The organism is Nonomuraea sp. NPDC049655 (assembly GCF_044465465.1).
In the GTDB taxonomy this organism is placed as follows: Bacteria; Actinomycetota; Actinomycetes; order Streptosporangiales; family Streptosporangiaceae; genus Nonomuraea.
The window spans coordinates 1-17,667 of record NZ_JBITLS010000033.1 but is presented as its reverse complement, the minus strand read 5'-3'; the positions used below and the strand labels follow the sequence as shown (position 1 = coordinate 17,667).

Annotated in this window: 14 protein-coding genes and 1 rRNA gene; 7 read left to right on the top strand and 8 right to left on the bottom strand. The window is 71.3% G+C overall.

Annotated elements, in window-relative coordinates:
- A 5S ribosomal RNA gene (gene rrf / locus ACIBQ6_RS50680) occupies window positions 1-86 on the top strand; the annotation flags it as partial.
- 253 nt (window positions 87-339) lie between these two features.
- On the opposite strand, the gene pip is transcribed toward rrf, so the two are convergent.
- Window positions 340-1,308 (bottom strand): prolyl aminopeptidase, encoded by a 969-nt coding sequence (gene pip / locus ACIBQ6_RS50675; RefSeq protein WP_397219629.1) that lies wholly within the window; start codon window positions 1,306-1,308, stop codon window positions 340-342.
- A 93-nt stretch (window positions 1,309-1,401) separates the two neighbouring features.
- Here pip and ACIBQ6_RS50670 point away from each other — a divergent pair, with 93 nt between their 5' ends.
- The gene (locus ACIBQ6_RS50670) at window positions 1,402-1,905 is read left to right on the top strand and encodes a MarR family winged helix-turn-helix transcriptional regulator (RefSeq protein WP_397219628.1); all 504 of its coding nucleotides are present in this window, start codon (window positions 1,402-1,404) and stop codon (window positions 1,903-1,905) included.
- A gap of 787 nt (window positions 1,906-2,692) precedes the next feature.
- Entirely contained in the window at window positions 2,693-5,194 is a 2,502-nt protein-coding gene (gene fxsT / locus ACIBQ6_RS50665) for an FxSxx-COOH system tetratricopeptide repeat protein (protein ID WP_397219627.1), read from the top strand.
- A gap of 276 nt (window positions 5,195-5,470) precedes the next feature.
- On the opposite strand, the gene ACIBQ6_RS50660 is transcribed toward fxsT, so the two are convergent.
- Window positions 5,471-6,940: a phosphodiester glycosidase family protein gene (locus ACIBQ6_RS50660; protein WP_397219626.1), complete on the bottom strand. Its 1,470-nt coding sequence runs from the start codon at window positions 6,938-6,940 to the stop codon at window positions 5,471-5,473.
- Between the two features lie 260 nt (window positions 6,941-7,200).
- On the opposite strand from ACIBQ6_RS50660, the gene trpS reads away from it, so the two are divergent.
- Window positions 7,201-8,163: a tryptophan--tRNA ligase gene (gene trpS, locus ACIBQ6_RS50655; protein ID WP_397166789.1), complete on the top strand. Its 963-nt coding sequence runs from the start codon at window positions 7,201-7,203 to the stop codon at window positions 8,161-8,163.
- Between the two features lie 50 nt (window positions 8,164-8,213).
- On the opposite strand, the gene ACIBQ6_RS50650 is transcribed toward trpS, so the two are convergent.
- Genes ACIBQ6_RS50650 through ACIBQ6_RS50630 form a run of 5 tightly spaced genes read right to left on the bottom strand, consistent with a single transcriptional unit; the run spans window position 8,214 to window position 13,647 of the window.
- Window positions 8,214-8,597, bottom strand: a complete 384-nt coding sequence (locus tag ACIBQ6_RS50650; RefSeq protein WP_358303007.1) for a cupin domain-containing protein — start codon at window positions 8,595-8,597, stop codon at window positions 8,214-8,216.
- A 5-nt stretch (window positions 8,598-8,602) separates the two neighbouring features.
- Window positions 8,603-9,634 carry a P1 family peptidase gene (locus ACIBQ6_RS50645; protein WP_397219625.1) on the bottom strand — a complete coding sequence of 344 codons (1,032 nt, stop codon included), beginning with the start codon at window positions 9,632-9,634 and terminating at the stop codon, window positions 8,603-8,605.
- On the bottom strand, window positions 9,631-11,247 hold the full coding sequence (locus tag ACIBQ6_RS50640; protein ID WP_358303001.1) for a PucR family transcriptional regulator ligand-binding domain-containing protein: 1,617 nt from the start codon (window positions 11,245-11,247) through the stop codon (window positions 9,631-9,633). The genes ACIBQ6_RS50645 and ACIBQ6_RS50640 overlap by 4 nt, the downstream gene beginning before the upstream one ends.
- Window positions 11,248-11,303: 56 nt before the next feature.
- On the bottom strand, window positions 11,304-12,932 hold the full coding sequence (locus ACIBQ6_RS50635) for an AMP-binding protein (RefSeq protein WP_397219624.1): 1,629 nt from the start codon (window positions 12,930-12,932) through the stop codon (window positions 11,304-11,306).
- 13 nt (window positions 12,933-12,945) lie between these two features.
- Complete coding sequence (locus tag ACIBQ6_RS50630) at window positions 12,946-13,647, bottom strand: TetR/AcrR family transcriptional regulator C-terminal domain-containing protein (protein WP_358302995.1); 702 nt, start codon at window positions 13,645-13,647, stop codon at window positions 12,946-12,948.
- 55 nt (window positions 13,648-13,702) lie between these two features.
- On the opposite strand from ACIBQ6_RS50630, the gene ACIBQ6_RS50625 reads away from it, so the two are divergent.
- A complete protein-coding gene (locus tag ACIBQ6_RS50625) occupies window positions 13,703-15,151 on the top strand; it encodes an MFS transporter (protein ID WP_397219623.1) in 1,449 nt (482 codons plus the stop codon).
- Here ACIBQ6_RS50625 and ACIBQ6_RS50620 read toward each other — a convergent pair.
- Entirely contained in the window at window positions 15,148-15,855 is a 708-nt protein-coding gene (locus tag ACIBQ6_RS50620) for an alternative oxidase (RefSeq protein ID WP_397219622.1), read from the bottom strand. The genes ACIBQ6_RS50625 and ACIBQ6_RS50620 overlap by 4 nt on opposite strands.
- A 236-nt stretch (window positions 15,856-16,091) precedes the next feature.
- On the opposite strand from ACIBQ6_RS50620, the gene ACIBQ6_RS50615 reads away from it, so the two are divergent.
- Both ACIBQ6_RS50615 and ACIBQ6_RS50610 read left to right on the top strand, forming a co-directional pair.
- Entirely contained in the window at window positions 16,092-17,372 is a 1,281-nt protein-coding gene (locus ACIBQ6_RS50615) for an aspartate aminotransferase family protein (protein WP_358302986.1), read from the top strand.
- Window positions 17,369-17,667, top strand: a 299-nt coding sequence (locus ACIBQ6_RS50610; protein WP_397219621.1) for an aldehyde dehydrogenase family protein, incomplete at its 3' end; no start/stop codon positions are given. The genes ACIBQ6_RS50615 and ACIBQ6_RS50610, both read left to right, overlap by 4 nt.

Sequence of the window (17,667 nt, the reverse complement as noted above, 5' to 3'; positions counted from 1 at the left end):
GTTACATTCCGAACCCGGAAGTTAAGCTTCTCTGCGCCGATGGTACTGCACTCGGGAGGGTGTGGGAGAGTAGGTCACCGCCGGACAATCTTTGGAAAGGGCTCCGACTTCGGTCGGGGCCCTTTCTGCATTTCCGGAGCAATTCAGGATGCCCGGCCGCTTGGTGTTATCCGGGGACGGTTTTGCACCCGCGTCTTAGGCCAGGCCGGCATCTAAGCCGGTCGTCGATCCTCACGTGCGGTGCGATGAGGAAAGCATTGCGGTCTGTTATCGGAAACGCCCGTCCACACCCCTGGTTGTGAGCGCGCCCCGGCCATGAGGTGATGGCGGGCCGAGGGGTCAGTTCTGTTTGGGGGGTGAAAAGGTTTCGATGGCCTCGTTCAGGATCTTGCTGAAGGATTCGCTGCCGGTGTGGCCGGAGTCTGCCACCACGTGCAGGTCTGCGTCGGGCCAGACCTTGGTCAGCTCCCAGGCTGTCTGGAGAGGGCTGCCCATGTCCAGGCGGCCGTGGATCAGAGCGCCGGGGATGCCGGCCAGCCGGTGTGCGTTGCGTAGGAGCACGCCCTCTTCCAGCCAGGCGGCGTTGGCGAAGTAGTGGGCGCAGATGCGGGTCATGGCCATGATGGCGTCGTCCGGCCGGGTGCTGTAGGCGTTGGGTGTGCCGTTGGTCTCCTGGGAGATCACCGCGTCCTCCCAGGCGACCCAGTCGTGGGCGGCCTTCTCGCGTACCTTCGGGTCGGGGTCGGCCAGCAGCCGCGAGTACGCCGCCAGCACCTTGAACACGTCCCCGTCGCTGTCGGCGTCGGGGACGCCTTGCACGAACCGTTCCTGCGCCTCGGGGAAGAACCTGCCGACGCCCCGGTAGAGCCAGTCGATCTCGGAGCGTCGGGTCATGGTGACCGCGGGGATGACGATCTCCGACACCCGCTCGGGATGGGTCTCGGCGTAGGCCAGGATCAGCGTCGAACCCCACGAACCGCCGTACAGCAGCCACTGGTCGATGCCGAGGTGCTCGCGCAGCAGTTCCATGTCGGCGATCAGGTTGTGGGTGGTGTTGCCCGTCAGGTCGGTGGCCGGGTCGGCGGCGTGCGGGCGGCTGCGGCCGCAGTTGCGCTGGTCGAACAGGACGATGCGGAAACGGTCCGGGTCGAATCGGCGACGTGAGCCGGTCGAACAGCCTGACCCGGGCCCGCCGTGCACGACGACTGCGGGCTTGCCGTCGGGGTTGCCGCAGACCTCCCAGTAGATGAGGTTGCCGTCGCCGACATCGAGCATGCCGTGCTCGTACGGTTCGATCGAGGGATACAAAGGGGCTCCTGCTGTTGGAGGGGTGGGGGTGCGCCGGGCGTGGCGCAGCCTGATGCGGGCCGACGATTATGCCAGCGCTGTTATATTAGCACTGTGACATCTGCTGACCCCACGGCGATACCCGACCCCTGGCACTCCCTGCACGAGCTCCTGGCAGCCATGGACGCTGAGATCGAACAGGTCTACCTGGAGCGTGGCCTCGACGGGGTGCGCACTCGGTTCGCCTATCCGCTCATCAGGCTCGCCCACACAGGGCCGCTGACCATTCGCGAGCTCGCGAAGTCCCTGAACCGTTCGCACTCCGCGATCAGCCAGACCGTCGCCGCCATGCGTAAGGAGGGTCTCGTCACCTCGGAGCCGGGGCCCGACGCGCGCACCCGCCGGATCGACCTGACCGAGCGCGGCCGGTCGCTGGTGCCGTTCCTGGAGGCGGAGTGGCGTGCCACCCACCAGACGGTCGCCGAGCTGGACGGCGAGCTTCCGTACGCGATGACGGCCGTGGTGGAGGAGGTTCGGCGGGCGTTGGAACGCCGGTCGATGCGGCAGCGGATCCTTCATCACCTCGTCGAGCCGCCGCCGACGGGGTCACAAGGTTGAGATTCACCGGAGGGTCGGCCGCGTGGCGGGCCCGCTGGGTGTCTCGGTCGCCGTCCTGCTGGGTGAAGCGGTTGGGAAGCCGGCGGGTCCGGAGCGGACGGGGTGGCGGGGTGGCAAGGAAGCTGGTGCCGGGTCGTCGGGGTTGAGTGACGGCAGGAGTCTGGGGCCGGTGATCGGTGATGTTGTGCGCCGGATGGCCATTGGGCAAGGTCAGGGGTTGTTCATGGTCCTGATAATCTCGCTGGGATACTGAACGTAATCGGGTAACTCTATTAGAGTGACCGCTTCTCCCCCTTCCAGGCAGTCAGCGCGTCGTAGCCGTCGGCTGCTGGCGTGGACGTTCGCGTCGATCTCCGTCGGGTTGGTGGCCGCGGGGGTCGTGGGGTTCTTCGCCGAGCCGTTACAGCTGGACATGCTGGACAAGCGGGCCAGCGTCGTCAGCATGTTCGTGGGTGTCGCGGGGTTGTTCATCGCCGGGGTCGGGTTGTGGGCGCAGCTTCGGGCGGCCATGGCGCCCACCGGTGGCGGTGAGAGCGGTCCGGGGGGCGAGGGGGCCGGGCGGGCTGGTGCCGGTTCTGGTGGCTCGGGGCCCGATGAGGCTGGTCAGGGTGCTGTCAGTACGAGTGCCGGTGCGGACGGGCCCGGTGGCGGGCGCGGTAGCGGGCCGGGTGGCGTTGGCGATGGTGGCGGTCGTGGTGGGGCCGTCGATGGGGCTGCCGGTGGGGCGGTCGGGAGGGCTGAGGGGCAGCGGTCGATCGTGGTCGGGCGGCAGGAGTCCGGGCTGGCCATGACCGGGGACAGGTCCACGGCGGTGACCGGGGGGCATGTCGAGGTCATCGGGGACGTGCATCTGCCGTCGCGGCCCCAGGTGGCGACGCGGCCCGTGCAGCTGGCGCCGCGGCCGCCGCAGCTCGTCGGGCGGGACGAGGTCGTGGTGGAGCTGCGCGAGCGGCTGCTGGCCAGCCAGGTGCGGCCGGCGGTGGTGGCCGTGCACGGGCTCGGCGGCGTGGGCAAGACCAGTCTCGCGCTGGAGTACGCCTATCGCCATCAGCACGACTACGAGCTCGTCTGGCAGTTGCCGGCGGCCGATCCTGCGGTGTTGTCGGCGGCGTTCGCCCGGTTGGCGGCTCTCATGGGCTTACGGGAGCTGGGCGCGGACGCGGCGGACCCGGTCGACCAGGTGCACGCCGCGCTGGCGGCGCGTACCGAACCGTGGTTGTTGATCTTCGACAACGTGCCGGAGGCCGAGGCGGTGCGAGCCGTGTTGCCGCCGGCGGGGCCGGGGCACGTGCTGATCACGAGCCGGTCCGGGAGCTGGCCGCGGGATCGCGGGCTGGAGCTGCCGGTGCTCGACCTGGAGTCGGCGGCGCTGCTGATGCTGGCGAGCACGGGGCAGGACGACACCGTCGCGGCGGCGGCCGTGGTGGCGGAGCTCGGCGCGCTGCCGCTGGCGCTGGAGCAGGCCGCGGCCTACATGTCGGAGACGGGGCTGGAGCTGTCGGAGTACCTGGATCTGCTGCATCACCAGCGTGCCGAATTGCTGGCGCAGGGGCAGGCGTGGGGGTATCGCGAGCGGGTGGCCACCACGTGGCAGTTCGCGTTCCGGCGGCTGGCCAGGACGAGTCCGCAGGCCATCGCGTTGCTGCGGCTGCTGTCCTGCTACGCGCACGAGGCGATCCCGTACCATCTGCTGCTCTCGCCGCTGGCGCGGTGGGCGCCGCGGGAACTGTTCCGGGCGGACGTGCAGCGGCGGCGGGCCTACGGGCGGATCCCCGGGCTGCGCACGCGCGTGCTGCGTGACGTGCATCCCAGCGTGTTGCTGATGATGCGGGCGCTGCCACGGGACACGCTGAGGATCAACGCGGCGCTGAGCGCGTTGCGGGGGCACAGCCTGATCGGTCCGCCCGTGGACGGGACGGTCACGGTGCACCGGCTGGTGCAGGCCGTCACGCTCGACCAGCTTCCGCTGCGCGCGCAGCGCCGGTGGCGGGAGGTGGCGGCGGTGCTGGTGGAGGCCGTGCTGCCCGACAATCCGGGGCAGAAGGCGCGATGGGCGCGGTACGCCAGGCTGCTGCCGCACATCCGGACGGTGCTCGGGCCGACCTCGCCCGGCATGGACAAGACGGCCCAGTATCTGGGGGCCAGCGGTGACTACCGTACGGCGAAGTCGTTGTTCCAGGAGATCGCCGACGCGCTCGCGGCGGCGCTCGGCCCCGAGGAGATCGCCACGCTGACGGCCCGGCACGAGCTGGCGCTCTGGACGGGCGAGGCGGGTGACCCGGCGGCGGCGCGTGACCAGTACCTGGAGCTGCTGCCCGTCTACGAACGGGTGCTCGGCCCCGAACACCCGCACACCCTGACGACCCGGCACAACCTGGCCCAGTGGACGGGACGAGCCGGCGATCCGGTGGCCGCCCGTGACCAGTACGCGGCGCTGCTGCCCGTCCGGCAGTGGGTGTCGGGCCCCGAGCATCCGGACACCCTGACCACGCAGGCCAACCTGGCCCAGTGGACCGGGCAGGCCGGGGACGCGGCCGCGGCCCGTGACCAGTACGCGGCGCTGCTGCCGGTCCGGGAGCGGGTGCAGGGGCCCGAACATCCCTCGACGCTGATCAACCGGCACGAGCTGGCCCGGTGGACCGGCGAGCTGGGGGACGCGCTGGCCGCCCGTGACCAGTACGCGGCGTTGCTCCTGGTACGGGAGCGGGTGTCGGGGCCGCATCATCCGGACACGTTGACGGTCCGGCACGAGCTGGCGCGGTGGACGGGGGAGTTGGGGGAGGCGGCCGCGGCGCGCGATCAGTATGCGGCGTTGGTGCCGGTACGGGAGCGAGTGCAGGGGCCGGAGCATCCGGACACGCTCACCGCCAGGGCCAGCCTGGCCCAGTGGACGGGGAAGGCGGGGGACGCGGCGGCCGCCCGCGACCTGTACGCGGCGCTGCTTCCCGTCCGGGAGCGCATTCTCGGGCCCGACCATCCGGACACGTTGACGATCCGGCACGAGCTGGCGCGGTGGACGGGGGAGTTGGGAGAGGCGGCCGCGGCGCGGGATCAGTATGCGGCGTTGGTGCCGGTACGGGAGCGGGTGCAGGGGGCCGAGCATCCGGACACGCTGACCGCCAGGGCCAACCTCGCGTACTGGACGGGGATGGCGGGGGACGCGGCGGGGGCTCGCGATCTGTGCGCGGCGCTGCTGCCGGTCCGGACTCGTGTGCTGGGGGCCGGACATCCGGCCACGGTGACGACCAGGGAACAACTCGCCCACTGGACGGCCCACGCTCGCCCGTGAAGTCCGGGCCAGGAGACGTGGCCCGCGCCCGCCAACGGGGGGTGGGGTGGGATGCCCGGCGGGGAGAACAGCTGGGGCAGCGCGGGCAGGCGGAGGAAGAGCCCAGGCGGTTGGGGGGCTGGCGGAAGGAGAGCCTAGGCGGTTGGGGGGTGCCTGGCGGTACCGGGCCGCTGGCGTGGGGCGGTGCCTGGCGGGACCGGGCCGCTGCCGTGGGGCGGTGTTTGAGAGGGGGGAGCCGGGGCGGAGGGGGCGAGCCTGCCCCTCGCGCCCCGGCGGCTACTGGGGAAGGACGAGGAGGGCGTCGCCGACGCCGCGCTCCACGCCGTCCGATGGCCGGTTGACCAGCTTGTTCGACACCACCATCGCGGTCGAGCCGCCGCCGTCCAGGTTGATGGCCTGGACCGCGCCGAGCCAGCGCATGAACTGGGCGGCCTCGTGGAAGTTGGCGCCGATGGTCACGCCGGGCTGGCGGCCGTCGATGGTGGCCAGGATGAGGCTGCCGTTCCTGGTGACGCCGAGGAGGGTGCGCGGGTGGCGGCGCAGGATCATGTTCACGGAGTCGTGGCCGTCGCGCTTGGCGGTGATCTTCACGTGGCCGTTGCGCACCAGGCCGACGCCGCCGGCGATGACGTTCAGGTCGGGGGTCAGCTTGAGGGCCTTGCGGGTGCGCAGGTCGGTGACCTTCGTGTCGATCTTGACCGTCCAGCCCTCCCAGGCGTGCTCGTCGAGCCATTCGGCGGCGCCGCCCTGGCCGTGCAGCACCCGGGTGCCCTTGGCCACGGCGGCGCCGCTCGCGCGTACGGTGACCGCCTTGCCGTTGGCGTCGAGGACGACGTCGGTGCCGCCGGTCGGGGTCTTGGCGCCGTACTCCTCGGTGTAGAGCACGGCCTCGTCCGTGGCGGCGGCGCGGTTGACGCCGTTGACGACGAGCTTGTCGCCGTCCTGGGAGATGGCGGTGACGGCGGTCTTCAGCTCGGTGATGCGCACGCTGCGGCCCTGGAGCACCACGGCGGAGCGGCCCGGCACGGCCTCGCTGAGCAGCCGGCCGGCCACCACGGAGGCGCCGACGGGCTCGCCGCGCAGGTTCTTGGCGGTGTGGATGTTGAAGAAGCCGCCGTTGACGCCGACCACCGCGTTGCGCGCCTTGGCCATCGAGGAGACCGTCTCGCGCGCGGCGACGCTGGCGCCGAGGGAGGCGGCGTACGAGCCGCGGAACGTCCGGGAGTCGATCATGACGACTTTGGCGTCCCAGGGGCCGGTGGTCTTGAGGCCGTCGTCGCCGAGGTAGTCGACCTTGACCTTCAGCCCGGCTTCCTTGAGCGCCTTGGCGGTCTCGTCGGCCTTCGCCTTGTCCTTGAAGGACCACAGGCCCACGCGGACCATGTAGACGGTCTGGGAGGGCGCGTCGGCCACGCTCGGCCGGACCACCTTCTGCAGGCTCGGCGCCTCCCCGGCCGCCTCGACCTCGGCGACCTTGGCCTGGGCGGTCTCCAGCGCGCCGTAGTCGCGGCCGCTCGGCATGAGCACGGTCACCGTGTAGCCGTCGGTGGAGCTGCCCGCCTTCACGTCGTACAGGTCGATGCCCTGCGTCACGGCGGTCAGCGTCTTGGTGGCGGCAGGCCGGGCGCCCAGCGGGAAGCTGGCCGACGGGAACTTCACCGCGAGCTGCGCCGCCGAGGCGGGCAGCGTGGTGACGGTGATCGTGGCGGCTATGGCCAGGCCGCCGGCGAGGGTGCGTCGAGACATGAACTCTCCAGAGGGCGGAAAAGGGACCGAACCATCCTGACGAGATCAAGGTCCCGGAGTCAGCCGAACGCGCCAAACTGCTCAAGAGGTTACGAGATTGACACCCAGCCCAGATAACATTGAGCTATGACCCGTATCAGCATGTGGTGGCGGCCGGCAGACGGCCGCTGATTCCCCATGCTGGGCCGTCCTGGTGGCGGCCCTTTTCCGTGCGTGCGGGCTCCCCTCAGGCGGCGGCACACCTGAAGGAGAGACCCATCGTGAACGACGTCGTCCTGACCGGCGACCGTCCGACCGGACGCCTGCATCTGGGCCACTATTTCGGCACCCTCGCCAACCGGGTGGAGCTGCAGGACCGGTACCGGACGTACGTGCTGATCGCCGACTACCAGGTGATCACCGACCGCGACCTGCCCGGCGAGATCCAGCGCAACATCACCGAAGTGCTCCTCGACTACCTGGCCGTCGGCCTCGACCCGGGCAAGGTCACGATCTTCCAGCACAGCGCGATCCCGGAGCTGAACCAGCTCCTGCTGCCGTTCCTGAGCCTGGTGTCGGTGGCGGAGCTGAGCCGCAACCCGACGGTGAAGGACGAGATCGCGCACAGCGCCCGGCGCGCGGTGAGCGGCCTGCTGTTCACCTATCCGGTGCACCAGGCCGCCGACATCCTGTTCTGCAAGGGCACGCTGGTGCCCGTGGGCCGCGACCAGCTTCCGCACGTGGAGGTGGCGCGGCTGGTCGCGCGTCGCTTCAACGAGCGGTACGGCGAGGTGTTCCCGCTGCCCGAGGCCATGTTGGGCGAGCGTCCGCTGCTCATGGGCCTGGACGGCGGCAAGATGAGCAAGAGCCGCGGCAACGCCATCGCCCTGGCGGCCACCGAGGACGAGACCGCCGCCCTCATCCGCAAGGCCCGCACCGACTCCGACCGCCTGATCACCTTCGACGAGGTGCACCGGCCCGGCGTGGCGAACCTGCTCACACTGGCCGGGCTCTGCCTCGGCCGGCCGCCCCGGGAGATCGCCGACGAGATCGGCGACGGCGGGGCCGCCGCGCTCAAGGCGCTGACCACCGAAGCGGTCAACGAGTTCCTGCGCCCGATCAGGCGGCGGCGGCGCGAGCACACCGAGGCCGACGTGCGTCAGGTGCTGGCGCAGGGCAACGAGCGGGCCCGGGAGCGGGCGGTCCGCACGCTGGCGGAGGTGCGTGCGGCGATGGGGTTCTAGCGGGTTCGACCGGACTGTCCGGACTGCCCCGGCTGCCCGGACTGTCCGGACTACTTGGACTGTCGGGACTGGTACACCTTGCGCAGCGTCTCGTGCACGATCCACGTCGTCCGCGCGCCCTCGGCCAGCAGGCACACGTCGCCGGGGCCGACCTCGATGGTGGTGCCGCCCTCGACGGCGATCGTGGCGCGGCCGGACAGCACCACGAAGATCTCGTCGGTCTCGACGTCGGTGACGACGCCCGGGGTGATCTCCCAGATGCCCCTGCCGTCGCCGAGCTCCAGCGACGACGTGGCCGGGTCGCCGGCGACGATCTGCTCGGGGTCGAGCTCGTCGGGGGTCAGCCGCACGTCGTGCACGGGCACGGCGAACGCGCCGGCGGTCGCGATCATGCGGCCGAGGTCTTCGAGGTCAGGCATCAGGACGTCAGACATGTTGCTCATTTCACCAGGTCGGCGAGGCGGGCGCCGTCGAGTGCGTAGGCGGTGAAGCCGTTCGCGCCGGTCATCGTATCGGCGGCGACCAGCGCGTTGACGATGGCCTCCTCCGTGGCCTCGATCGCGGCGTGGAAGAGCGGGTCGAGGCGGGCGTCGGCCAGCACGCGCACCTCGAACACGCCGGAGCCCTTGTCGTCGAGGGCGTTGGAGGGCAGGCCGCGGTTGCCGGTGGCGAAGCAGACGAAGCCGTCGCCGCTGCTGCTCTCGCCGGCGCCGCCCGTCCTGGCCACGCCGAGCCCGGCGCGCTGGGCGAGCTTGCGGCACTGGTGGGGGAGGAGCGGCGCGTCCGTGGCGACCACGGCGATGATCGATCCCGCGCCCTCCGGGCCGCCGGGGCGGGGCACGTCGTCCATGACGATCGGGCGGCCGTTGACGGTGAGCCGGTCGCGGCTGCCGTGGTTGGCCTGCACGAGCACGCCGACCGTGTAGTCGCCGGTCACGCGGGACGCGGTGCCGATGCCGCCCTTGAAGCCGTGGCAGATCATGCCGGTGCCGCCGCCGACCGAGCCCTCGGGCACCGGGCCCGCCGAGGCGCCGAGGTAGGCCCGTTCGACGTGCTCCTGGCGGACGTGCCGGGCGTCGATGTCGTTGAGCCGGCCGTCCCAGGTCTCGGCGACCACCGGCAGCGACCACGCGCTCGCGCCCCGGCCGCCGATCTCCAGGGAGACCAGCGCGTCGCGCACCACGCCGACGGAGAAGGTGTTGGTCAGCCCGATCGGCGAGTGCAGCAGGCCGAAGTCGTCCAGGTAGGGCAGGCCGGTCATCTCGCCGTTGCCGTTGAGCCAGTGGTAGCCGGCGTAGACGGGGGCGTCGTAGGCCGGGCCGGGGCCGGGGCGGACGACGGTGACCCCCGTACGGGCGGTGCCCTCGGTCAGCGTGGTGTGGCCGACGAGCACGCCGGGCACGTCGGTGATCGCGTTCAGCGGACCGGGGACGCCGGTGCCGATGACGATGCCGTGATCACGAGCTCTCAACGGTTCTCCCTGCGGAACGACTCCAGCGCCAGCAGCGCGACGTGCAGTGACAGGCATGACTCGACGTCGTCGAGGTCGGTGTCGAGGATGCGTTCGAGGCGGCGCAGGCGGTCGTAGAAGGCGGGCCTGGACAGGTGGGCCTTCTGGGCGGCCACGGCCTTGTTGCGGCCCGCGTCGAGGTAGGTGCGCAGGATCCGGGTGAGGTCGCCGCCGCGCTGGGCGTCGTGCGCCAGCAGCGGGCCCAGCTCGCGCTCGGCGAACGTCTGCAGCCGCGCGTCGTCGCGCAGCAGGTGGAGCAGGCCGCGCAGGCGCAGGTCGGGCAGGCGGTAGAAGGCGCGGCCGTCCGGCTGGCGCACGGCCACGTCGGCGACCTGCTCGGCTTCGAGGAAGCTGCGCCGTACGTCCCGGATGGACTCCACCACCGACCCCGCGGCCAGCACGAACGCCGAGCCGGGCCGCCACAGCATGCGCAGCCGCTCGGCGAGCGCGGTCAGCGCGGGCTCGGCGCCGGTACGCGGCGGAAGCGGCAGCAGGACGCCGACCCGCTCCTGGTCGAGCGCGCCCACCAGGGCGGGCAGGCGGGCGTCGCGGCAGGCGGCGGCGGTGGCCTCGGCCAGCTCGCCGAGCTGCGCCTGGCCGTCGAGCGCCTGGTCGACGGGCTCGGTCGGCCTGATGACGACGCTGATCAGCTTGCGCCCGGTCAGCGGCACGCCGACCGCGCGGGCGCGGGCGGCGGCCTCGTCGGGGTCGGCGTAGGCGTGGGTCAGGATGCCGGTGATGATCGTGCCGTGGGCCTGGCGTTCCAGGGACTCCTGGTGGCGTTCGAGCAGGCGGCCGAGGGCGAGGGTGGTGGCGGCGCGTTCGGCCAGCACCATCTCGCGCGGGGTCGGCGGCGTCTCGCAGATCAGGATCAGCCGGCCCCAGTCCTGGCCGCGCGCGCCGACGGTGGTGACCAGCCAGCCGGAGGCGGGGTCGTAGGCCGTGCGCTCGGCCGGGGCCACCCCGCGCGACCTGGTCTCCCAGCCGGCCAGCAGCGCGCCGGCGTCGCGGCCCGCGGACTCGCAGGCCAGCACCTGGTGGGCGAGGTTCTCCAGCAGCACCGGACGGCCGGACAGCCGGGCGACCTGGGTGAGCACCTCGGCGGGCGAGGCGCCCTCGACCGACAGCTCGGTGAACACCTCGTGCAACTGCTCGGAGGCGCGCAGCTCCTCAAGCTGGATGTCGATGATCCGGGCGTGCACGGACTCGGTGATCTGCACGAACGGCGTCTCGCGGGCCAGCACGATGACCGGCAGACCGTGCTCCTCGGCGGACTTGACCACCGCCCGCGGCAGCTCGCGCAGGAACCTGCGGCCGAGCTCCACGATCAGCCCGGAGGCGCCCACGGAGGCGAGCTCGCCCACGTAGTCGGCGAGCTTCTCCGGGTCGTCGGGCAGCGCGACGCCCGTGGTGAGCACCAGCTCGCCGCCGCGCAGCAGATGGGCGATGTCGGCGATCTCGCCGACGTGCACCCACCGCACCTTGGTGTCGAGCCGGTCGGCGCCCGCGACCACGCGCGGGCCGCCCCGGCGCACGGTCTCCAGGGCGAGGACGTCGGCGATGGTGGGCAGCACGGGGCGAGCCTAGCCGATCAACCTGTAAGAACGGTCATACAGCCATATACACACTGTCACAGATTGAACTCCTCCTCGCGGTACTCACCTCGGGGTTCGCGCACCCGCAACTCCACCCGCCGGATCTTGCCCGAGATCGTCTTGGGCAGCTCGGCGAACTCCAGCCGGCGCACCCGCTTGTACGGCGCCAGCTCCCGGCGGCAGTGTTCGAAGATCGACCGCGCGGTGTCGGCGCCGGCCTCGAACCCGGGGGTCAGCATCACGTACGCCTTCGGCACCGCCAGGCGCACCGGGTCCGGCGCGGGCACGACGGCGGCCTCGGCCACCGCGGGATGCTCCAGCAGCACGCTCTCCAGCTCGAACGGCGAGATGCGGTAGTCGGAGGCCTTGAAGACGTCGTCGGTCCGGCCGACGTAGGTGATGTAGCCGTCCTGGTCGCGGGTGGCGACGTCGCCGGTGTGGTAGAAACCGTCGCGCATGGCCTCGGCGGAGCCGCCGACGTACCCGGCCATCAGACCCAGGGGACGGGGGTCGAGCGGCAGGCAGATCTCGCCGTCGTCGCCGGGCTCGCCGGTGACGGGGTCGATGAGCACGATGTCGTAGCCGGGCAGCGGGCGTCCCATCGATCCGGGCTTGACCGGCTCGTCCGGTACGTTGCCGATCTGGGCGGTGGTCTCGGTCTGGCCGTAGCCGTCGCGGATGGTGATGCCCCACGCCTTGGCGACCTGGTCGATGATCTCCGGGTTGAGCGGCTCGCCCGCGGCCACGGCCGTGCGCAACGGCAGCTTCCAGGCCGCCAGGTCCTCCTGGATGAGCATCCGCCACACGGTCGGGGGCGCGCAGAACGTGGTGACCCGCTCGTCGCGCAGCACCTCCAGCAGCGCGCGGGCGGCGAAGCGCTCGTAGTTGTGGATGAGCACGGTCGCCCCGGCGTTCCAGGGGGCGAACACGTTGCTCCAGGCGTGCTTGGCCCAGCCGGGGGAGGAGACGTTGAGGTGCACGTCGCCGGGGCGCAGGCCGATCCAGAACATCGTGGACAGGTGGCCGGCCGGGTAGGAGGCGTGGGTGTGCTCGACCAGCTTGGGGCGGGAGGTCGTGCCGGAGGTGAAGTAGAGCAGCAGGGGGTCGCCGGCCAGGGTGGGGGCGTCGGGGGTGAAACGTTCGGGGGCGTCGTACGCCTCGTGGTACGGCAGCCACCCGTACGCGTCGCCGACCGCGATCCTGGTGAACTCGCCGGCGCCGAACTTGCCCGCGTCGGCGGCGTTGGCGATCACGTGGGCGACCTGGCCGCGGTCGAGGCGTTCGCCGATGTCCTTGGCCGTCAGCAGGGTCGTGGCCGGGATGACCACCGCCCCGAGCTTCATGGCCGCCAGCAGGGACTCCCACAGCTCGGTCTGGTTGCCCAGCATGAGCAGGACGCGGTCGCCCCGGCGCACGCCCTGCTCGTGCAGCCAGTTGGCGACCTGGTTGGAGCGGGCCGACAACTCGGCGAAGGTGTGGGAGACCCGGCTGCCGGGGTTCACGATGGTCAGGGCCGCGGCCTGCGGGGTCTCGGCGGCCAGCACCCCGTCGAACCAGTCGAGCGCCCAGTTGAACCGCTCGGCCCGCGGCCAGCGGAAGTCGCGTCGGGCCGTGGGGTAGTCGGCGCTCAGGAGAAGATCGCGGGCGGCGCGGAAATCGCTCATGCCCCGGATCCTGCTACGTCGCCAGCCGCCGCTCAAGGCCGTCGAGCACCGACACGAGCCCGAAGTCGAACGCCGTGGCCCGGAGCACCCGCGGATCCTGGTACGCCCCCATGGCCATGCTCTCCAGCATGTCGGGGAAGTCGGCCGCGGCCTTGGCGACCATGCCGCGCATCTCCTCGGCGTCGTAGTCGGAGTCCTTCGCGGTGGCGTCCCAGGCGATCTCGGGCAGGGTCATGCCGTAGACGAAGGCGGTGACGGCGGCCACGGCGTAGTCGACGTCGAGGCCGTGGAAGCCGGCCGCCCTGAAGATCCTGCGCATCCGGTCGGAGGCCGACAGGGCGTGCGGGCCGAGCGCGGGCACCCGGCCGAGGAGGTCGGCCGACCACGGGTGCCGCAGCATGACCGCGCGCATGCCGTAGGCCATGGCGGAGGCGGCGTCGCGCCAGCCCACCTCCTCGGCGTCGAGGACGGTCATCTCGGCCCAGACCTGGTCGTAGGCCAGTTCGAGCAGTTCGTCCTTGTTGGCGACGTACCAGTAGAGGCTGGTGGCGCCGGCGCCCAGCTTCGCGCCGAGCTTGCGCATGCTCAGCCCGGCCATCCCCTCCTGGTCGAGCAGCTCCAGCGCGGCTCGGACGATCTCATCGCGGCTGCGGCCCGGGGCGGCGGCCTTGCGGGGCTCGCGGAACCAGACAGAGGTGAACTGCTTGCCGGTCATGCCCCCAGGATAAATGCTCTCGCACAGTGTGCGAGAGTTGTCGTACGCTGTGCGAGTGACCTCGAACGCTGTACGAGACCCCCGTCGCTGGTGGGTCCTTGTCGTGCTCTGCCTCTCGCTGCTGGTCCTCACGGTGGACGGAACCGTGCTGAACCTGGCGATCCCGTCCCTGATCGAGAAGCTGGGCGCGACGCCGTCCGACATCCAGTGGATCCTCGACGCCTACGTGCTGGTCTTCGCCGGCCTGCTGCTGACCGCGGGAAGCCTGTCCGACCGGTACGGCCGCCGCCGCTTCCTCGTCATCGGCCTGGCCTTCTTCGGCGGCGCGTCGCTGCTGGCCGTGCTGGCCGCCGAGCCCTGGCAGGTGATCGGCGCGCGGGCCCTGATGGGGGTCGGCGGCTCGATCCTGATGCCCTCGACGCTGTCCATCCTCATGACCGTCTTCGAGGAGGACGAGCGGCGCAAGGCCATGGCCATCTGGGGAAGCGTGGCGATGCTCGGCGTGATCGCCGGCCCGACGCTGGGCGGCTTCCTGCTGGAGCACTACTGGTGGGGCTCGGTCTTCCTGCTCAACATCCCGATCGCCGCGCTGGCCATCGTGGCCGCGTTCGTGCTGATGCCCGAGACCCGCAGCACCGGGCGGCGGATCGACCCGGTGGGCGTGGTGCTCTCGATCGTCGGCCTGACCTCGGCCGTCTACGTGATCATCGAACGCGAGTGGAACATCGCCCTCATCGCGGTGGCGGTGGTCGCGCTGGCCGCGTTCGTCGTCTGGGAGCGGCGGGCCGAGCACCCGATGCTGCCGCTGCAGCTGTTCCGCAACCGCAACTTCAGCGGCGCGTCCTTCTCGATCCTGCTGATGTCGTTCGGCGCGGGCGCCGTGATGCTCATGCTGACCCAGTACCTGCAGTTCGTGCTGGGCTACGGCGAGCTCCAGGCGGGCCTGGCCATGCTGCCCCAGGCGGTGGCGGCCGTCGTGTTCAACGGCGTCGGCGCGGCGCTGGGCAAGAAGGTGTCCAACCGGGTGCTGATCTCGGCCGGGCTGCTGATCATGGCCGTCGGGTTCGTCGTGATGGCGCTCACCACCGGCTACCTGCCGCTGATGGGCGGGCTGGTGCTGATGGGCGCGGGAGCCGGCCTGGCCGGTCCCTCCGCCTACGCCTCGCTGATGGGGGCCATCCCGCTGGAGCACGCGGGCGTCGGCTCCGCGCTCAACGACACCGTGCAGCAGGTGGGCCTGGCCATGAGCATCGCCGTGCTCGGCAGCGTGCTGGCCGGCGTCTACACCGCGGAGATGCCGCTCGACGCGCCCGCGGCGGCCCGCGAGTCGATCGGGGTCGCCGAACAGGTCGGGCTCGGCGAGGTCGCCGACCGGGCCTTCACCGTGGCCGTGCACTTCGGCTCGTGGGTCGGGGCCGGGTTCAGCGTCGCCGCCGCGCTGCTCGCGCTGGCCGTGCTGCGCCCGGCCGCGCCCGTCGCGGCTCCCGAACCGGCCAAGGTCTAACGGACGCGGGGCTCACGCATGCTCTCCAGGCTGTCGAGCTTGTGCGTGCGCTCGTCGTGGCCGATCTGCCGGAGCAGGTCGGCCACCGAGCGGTAGCGGCCGTACTCGTCGGCGTACGTGCCGGGGTCGGGCACGAAGTCCAGGTCGGGGTTCTCGGCCACGAACGTCATGTACTCGTGCTCGGCGTGGTCCTCGAACTCGGCGTTGAGCCGGTAGCTCCAGTCCGGCCGGACCACGAACAGCACCCAGGACACGTGGTAGTAGAAGAACGCGATCAGCCACGGCGCCGCCTTGTGCAGCAGCCAGTTCTGCCGCTGCCCGGCGCGCTGCACCAGGTCCTGCATGATCAGCAGGTGCCACTGCTCGTTGTCCTGGTCGGCGCGGGCCTCGACGATGCGCTCGAAGACCCTCCTGGCCAGGGCCGACCGTCCGGCGTGCCGGTGGACGGCCCAGTAGCCCACCCGCTCCCACGCCTGGTACGGCACCCGCGCGATGATCTCCAGCATGGCGAACTTCGTGTAGGAGCCCTTCGTGCCGTACATGAGGTCGACGGGCTTGAACATCATCCGGGCCAGCAGGCTGTAGTCCATCCGCGGGGTGTCCAGGGTGTCCTGCTGGGCGCGGCGGAGCTGGTCGCGGTCGAGCTTGGGCGGCCCGGCGGGCGCCTCGGGGCGCCCGGGGCGCAGGTCGATGGTGACGGTCATCTTCGGTCTCCTCGGTTCGTCGATGGTCCGATGGTGGCCGAGCGAGGCCCGCCGGGTCGTCGCCCGCCAGTGGTCAATCGCGATGCCTCTGGCGGCGTACCGGGGGGCCGGCGCGTACGCCCGTAGGCGCACGGGTGATCCCCTAGGGGGAGGACTTACAGTTTGTAAGGGGATTTGACCCCCCGCCGACAGCCTGCCGCTGCCAGGAAGCCCGGGGGAACGGGATACTCGGTAGCATGTCGGAGCTTCTCGCGCGCCACCGGGCAGTGATGCCGAACTGGCTGGCCCTCAACTACAACGAGCCCATCGAGATCGTCAGCGGCAAGGGCAATCGTGTCATCGACGCCGACGGCAAGAGCTACCTGGACTTCTTCGCCGGGATCCTGACCAACATGATCGGGTACGACGTGCCCGAGGTGCGGGACGCCGTCGAGCGCCAGCTCGCCACGGGCGTGGTGCACACCAGCACCGTCTACCTGCTGCGCGGCCAGGTCGAGCTCGCCGAGAAGATCGCCCGGCTCTCCGGCATCCCCGACGCCAAGGTGTTCTTCACCAACTCCGGGACGGAGGCCAACGAGACCGCCCTCCTCCTCGCGACCTACGCCCGCAGGACCGACCAGGTGCTCGCCATGCGGCAGAGCTACCACGGGCGCAGCTTCGGCGCGGTCAGCGTCACCTCCAACCGGGCGTGGAAGAACAACTCGCTCTCCCCGCTCAACGTGCACTTCCTGCACGGCGCCGACCGGCACCTCACCCAGTTCAAGGGCCTGTCCGACGCCGACTACATCAAGGCGTGCGTGGACGACCTGCGCCACGTGCTGGCCACCTCGGTCTCCAACGACGTGGCGGCGCTGATCGCCGAGCCGATCCAGGGCGTGGGCGGCTTCACCATGGCCCCCGACGGGCTGTTCGCCGCCTACAAGGAGGTCCTGGACGAACAGGGCATCCTGCTCATCTCCGACGAGGTGCAGACCGGCTGGGGCCGTACGGGCAGCGCGTTCTTCGGCATCCAGAACCACGGCGTGACCCCCGACATGATCACGTTCGCCAAGGGCCTGGGCAACGGCTTCGCGGTCGGCGGCATCGTCGCCCGCGGCGACCTGATGGACGCCCCGCACGCCGTGGGCCTGTCCACCTTCGGCGGCAACCCCATCTCCATGGCCGCCGCGAACGCCACCCTCGACTACGTCCTCGACCACGACCTCCAGGCCAACGCGGCGCGGACCGGCGACCTCATCATCGGCGGCCTCAAGGAGGCGGCCGAGCGCCTGCCGATCGTCAAGGACGTGCGCGGCAAGGGCCTGATGTTCGCCGTCGAGCTGGAGAGCCCGGCTCAGGCCGTCCGCTTCATGGAGGAGACCAAGAAGGCGGGCCTGCTCGCCGGCAAGGGCGGCCTGTACGGCACCGCCATCCGCATGGCCCCGCCCCTCACCCTCACGGTGGAGGAGGCCGCCGAGGGCCTGGGGATCATCGTCAACGCACTCGAAGTCATCAACGCAGAGGCAGCAGCTCAGTGAAGTCGGTCAAGCACTGGATCAACGGATCTCCGGTCGACGGCGACAGCCGCACGGCGGAGATCTTCAACCCGGCGACCGGGGAGGTCAGCGGCCACGTGCGGCTGGCCTCGGCCGCCGACGTCGACGCCGCGGTGGCCGCGGCGGTCGCGGCCTTCCCCGCCTGGCGCGACGCCTCGCTCGTCAAGCGGGCGCAGGTGCTCTTCCGGTTCCGTGAGTTGATGTACGCCCATCGTGACGAGCTGGCCGGGTTGATCTCGGCCGAGCACGGCAAGGTGCATGCGGACGCGTTGGGGGA

What these genes read in the sequence shown, in the direction of transcription:
- fxsT (WP_397219627.1), top strand. Translation starts at nt 2,693, where the DNA reads ATGACCGGGGACAGGTCCACGGCGGTGACCGGGGGGCATGTCGAGGTC.
- ACIBQ6_RS50660 (WP_397219626.1), bottom strand. Translation starts at nt 6,940, where the DNA reads ATGTCTCGACGCACCCTCGCCGGCGGCCTGGCCATAGCCGCCACGATC.
- ACIBQ6_RS50650 (WP_358303007.1), bottom strand. Translation starts at nt 8,597, where the DNA reads ATGTCTGACGTCCTGATGCCTGACCTCGAAGACCTCGGCCGCATGATC.
- ACIBQ6_RS50635 (WP_397219624.1), bottom strand. Translation starts at nt 12,932, where the DNA reads ATGAGCGATTTCCGCGCCGCCCGCGATCTTCTCCTGAGCGCCGACTAC.
- ACIBQ6_RS50630 (WP_358302995.1), bottom strand. Translation starts at nt 13,647, where the DNA reads ATGACCGGCAAGCAGTTCACCTCTGTCTGGTTCCGCGAGCCCCGCAAG.
- ACIBQ6_RS50620 (WP_397219622.1), bottom strand. Translation starts at nt 15,855, where the DNA reads ATGACCGTCACCATCGACCTGCGCCCCGGGCGCCCCGAGGCGCCCGCC.
- ACIBQ6_RS50615 (WP_358302986.1), top strand. Translation starts at nt 16,092, where the DNA reads ATGTCGGAGCTTCTCGCGCGCCACCGGGCAGTGATGCCGAACTGGCTG.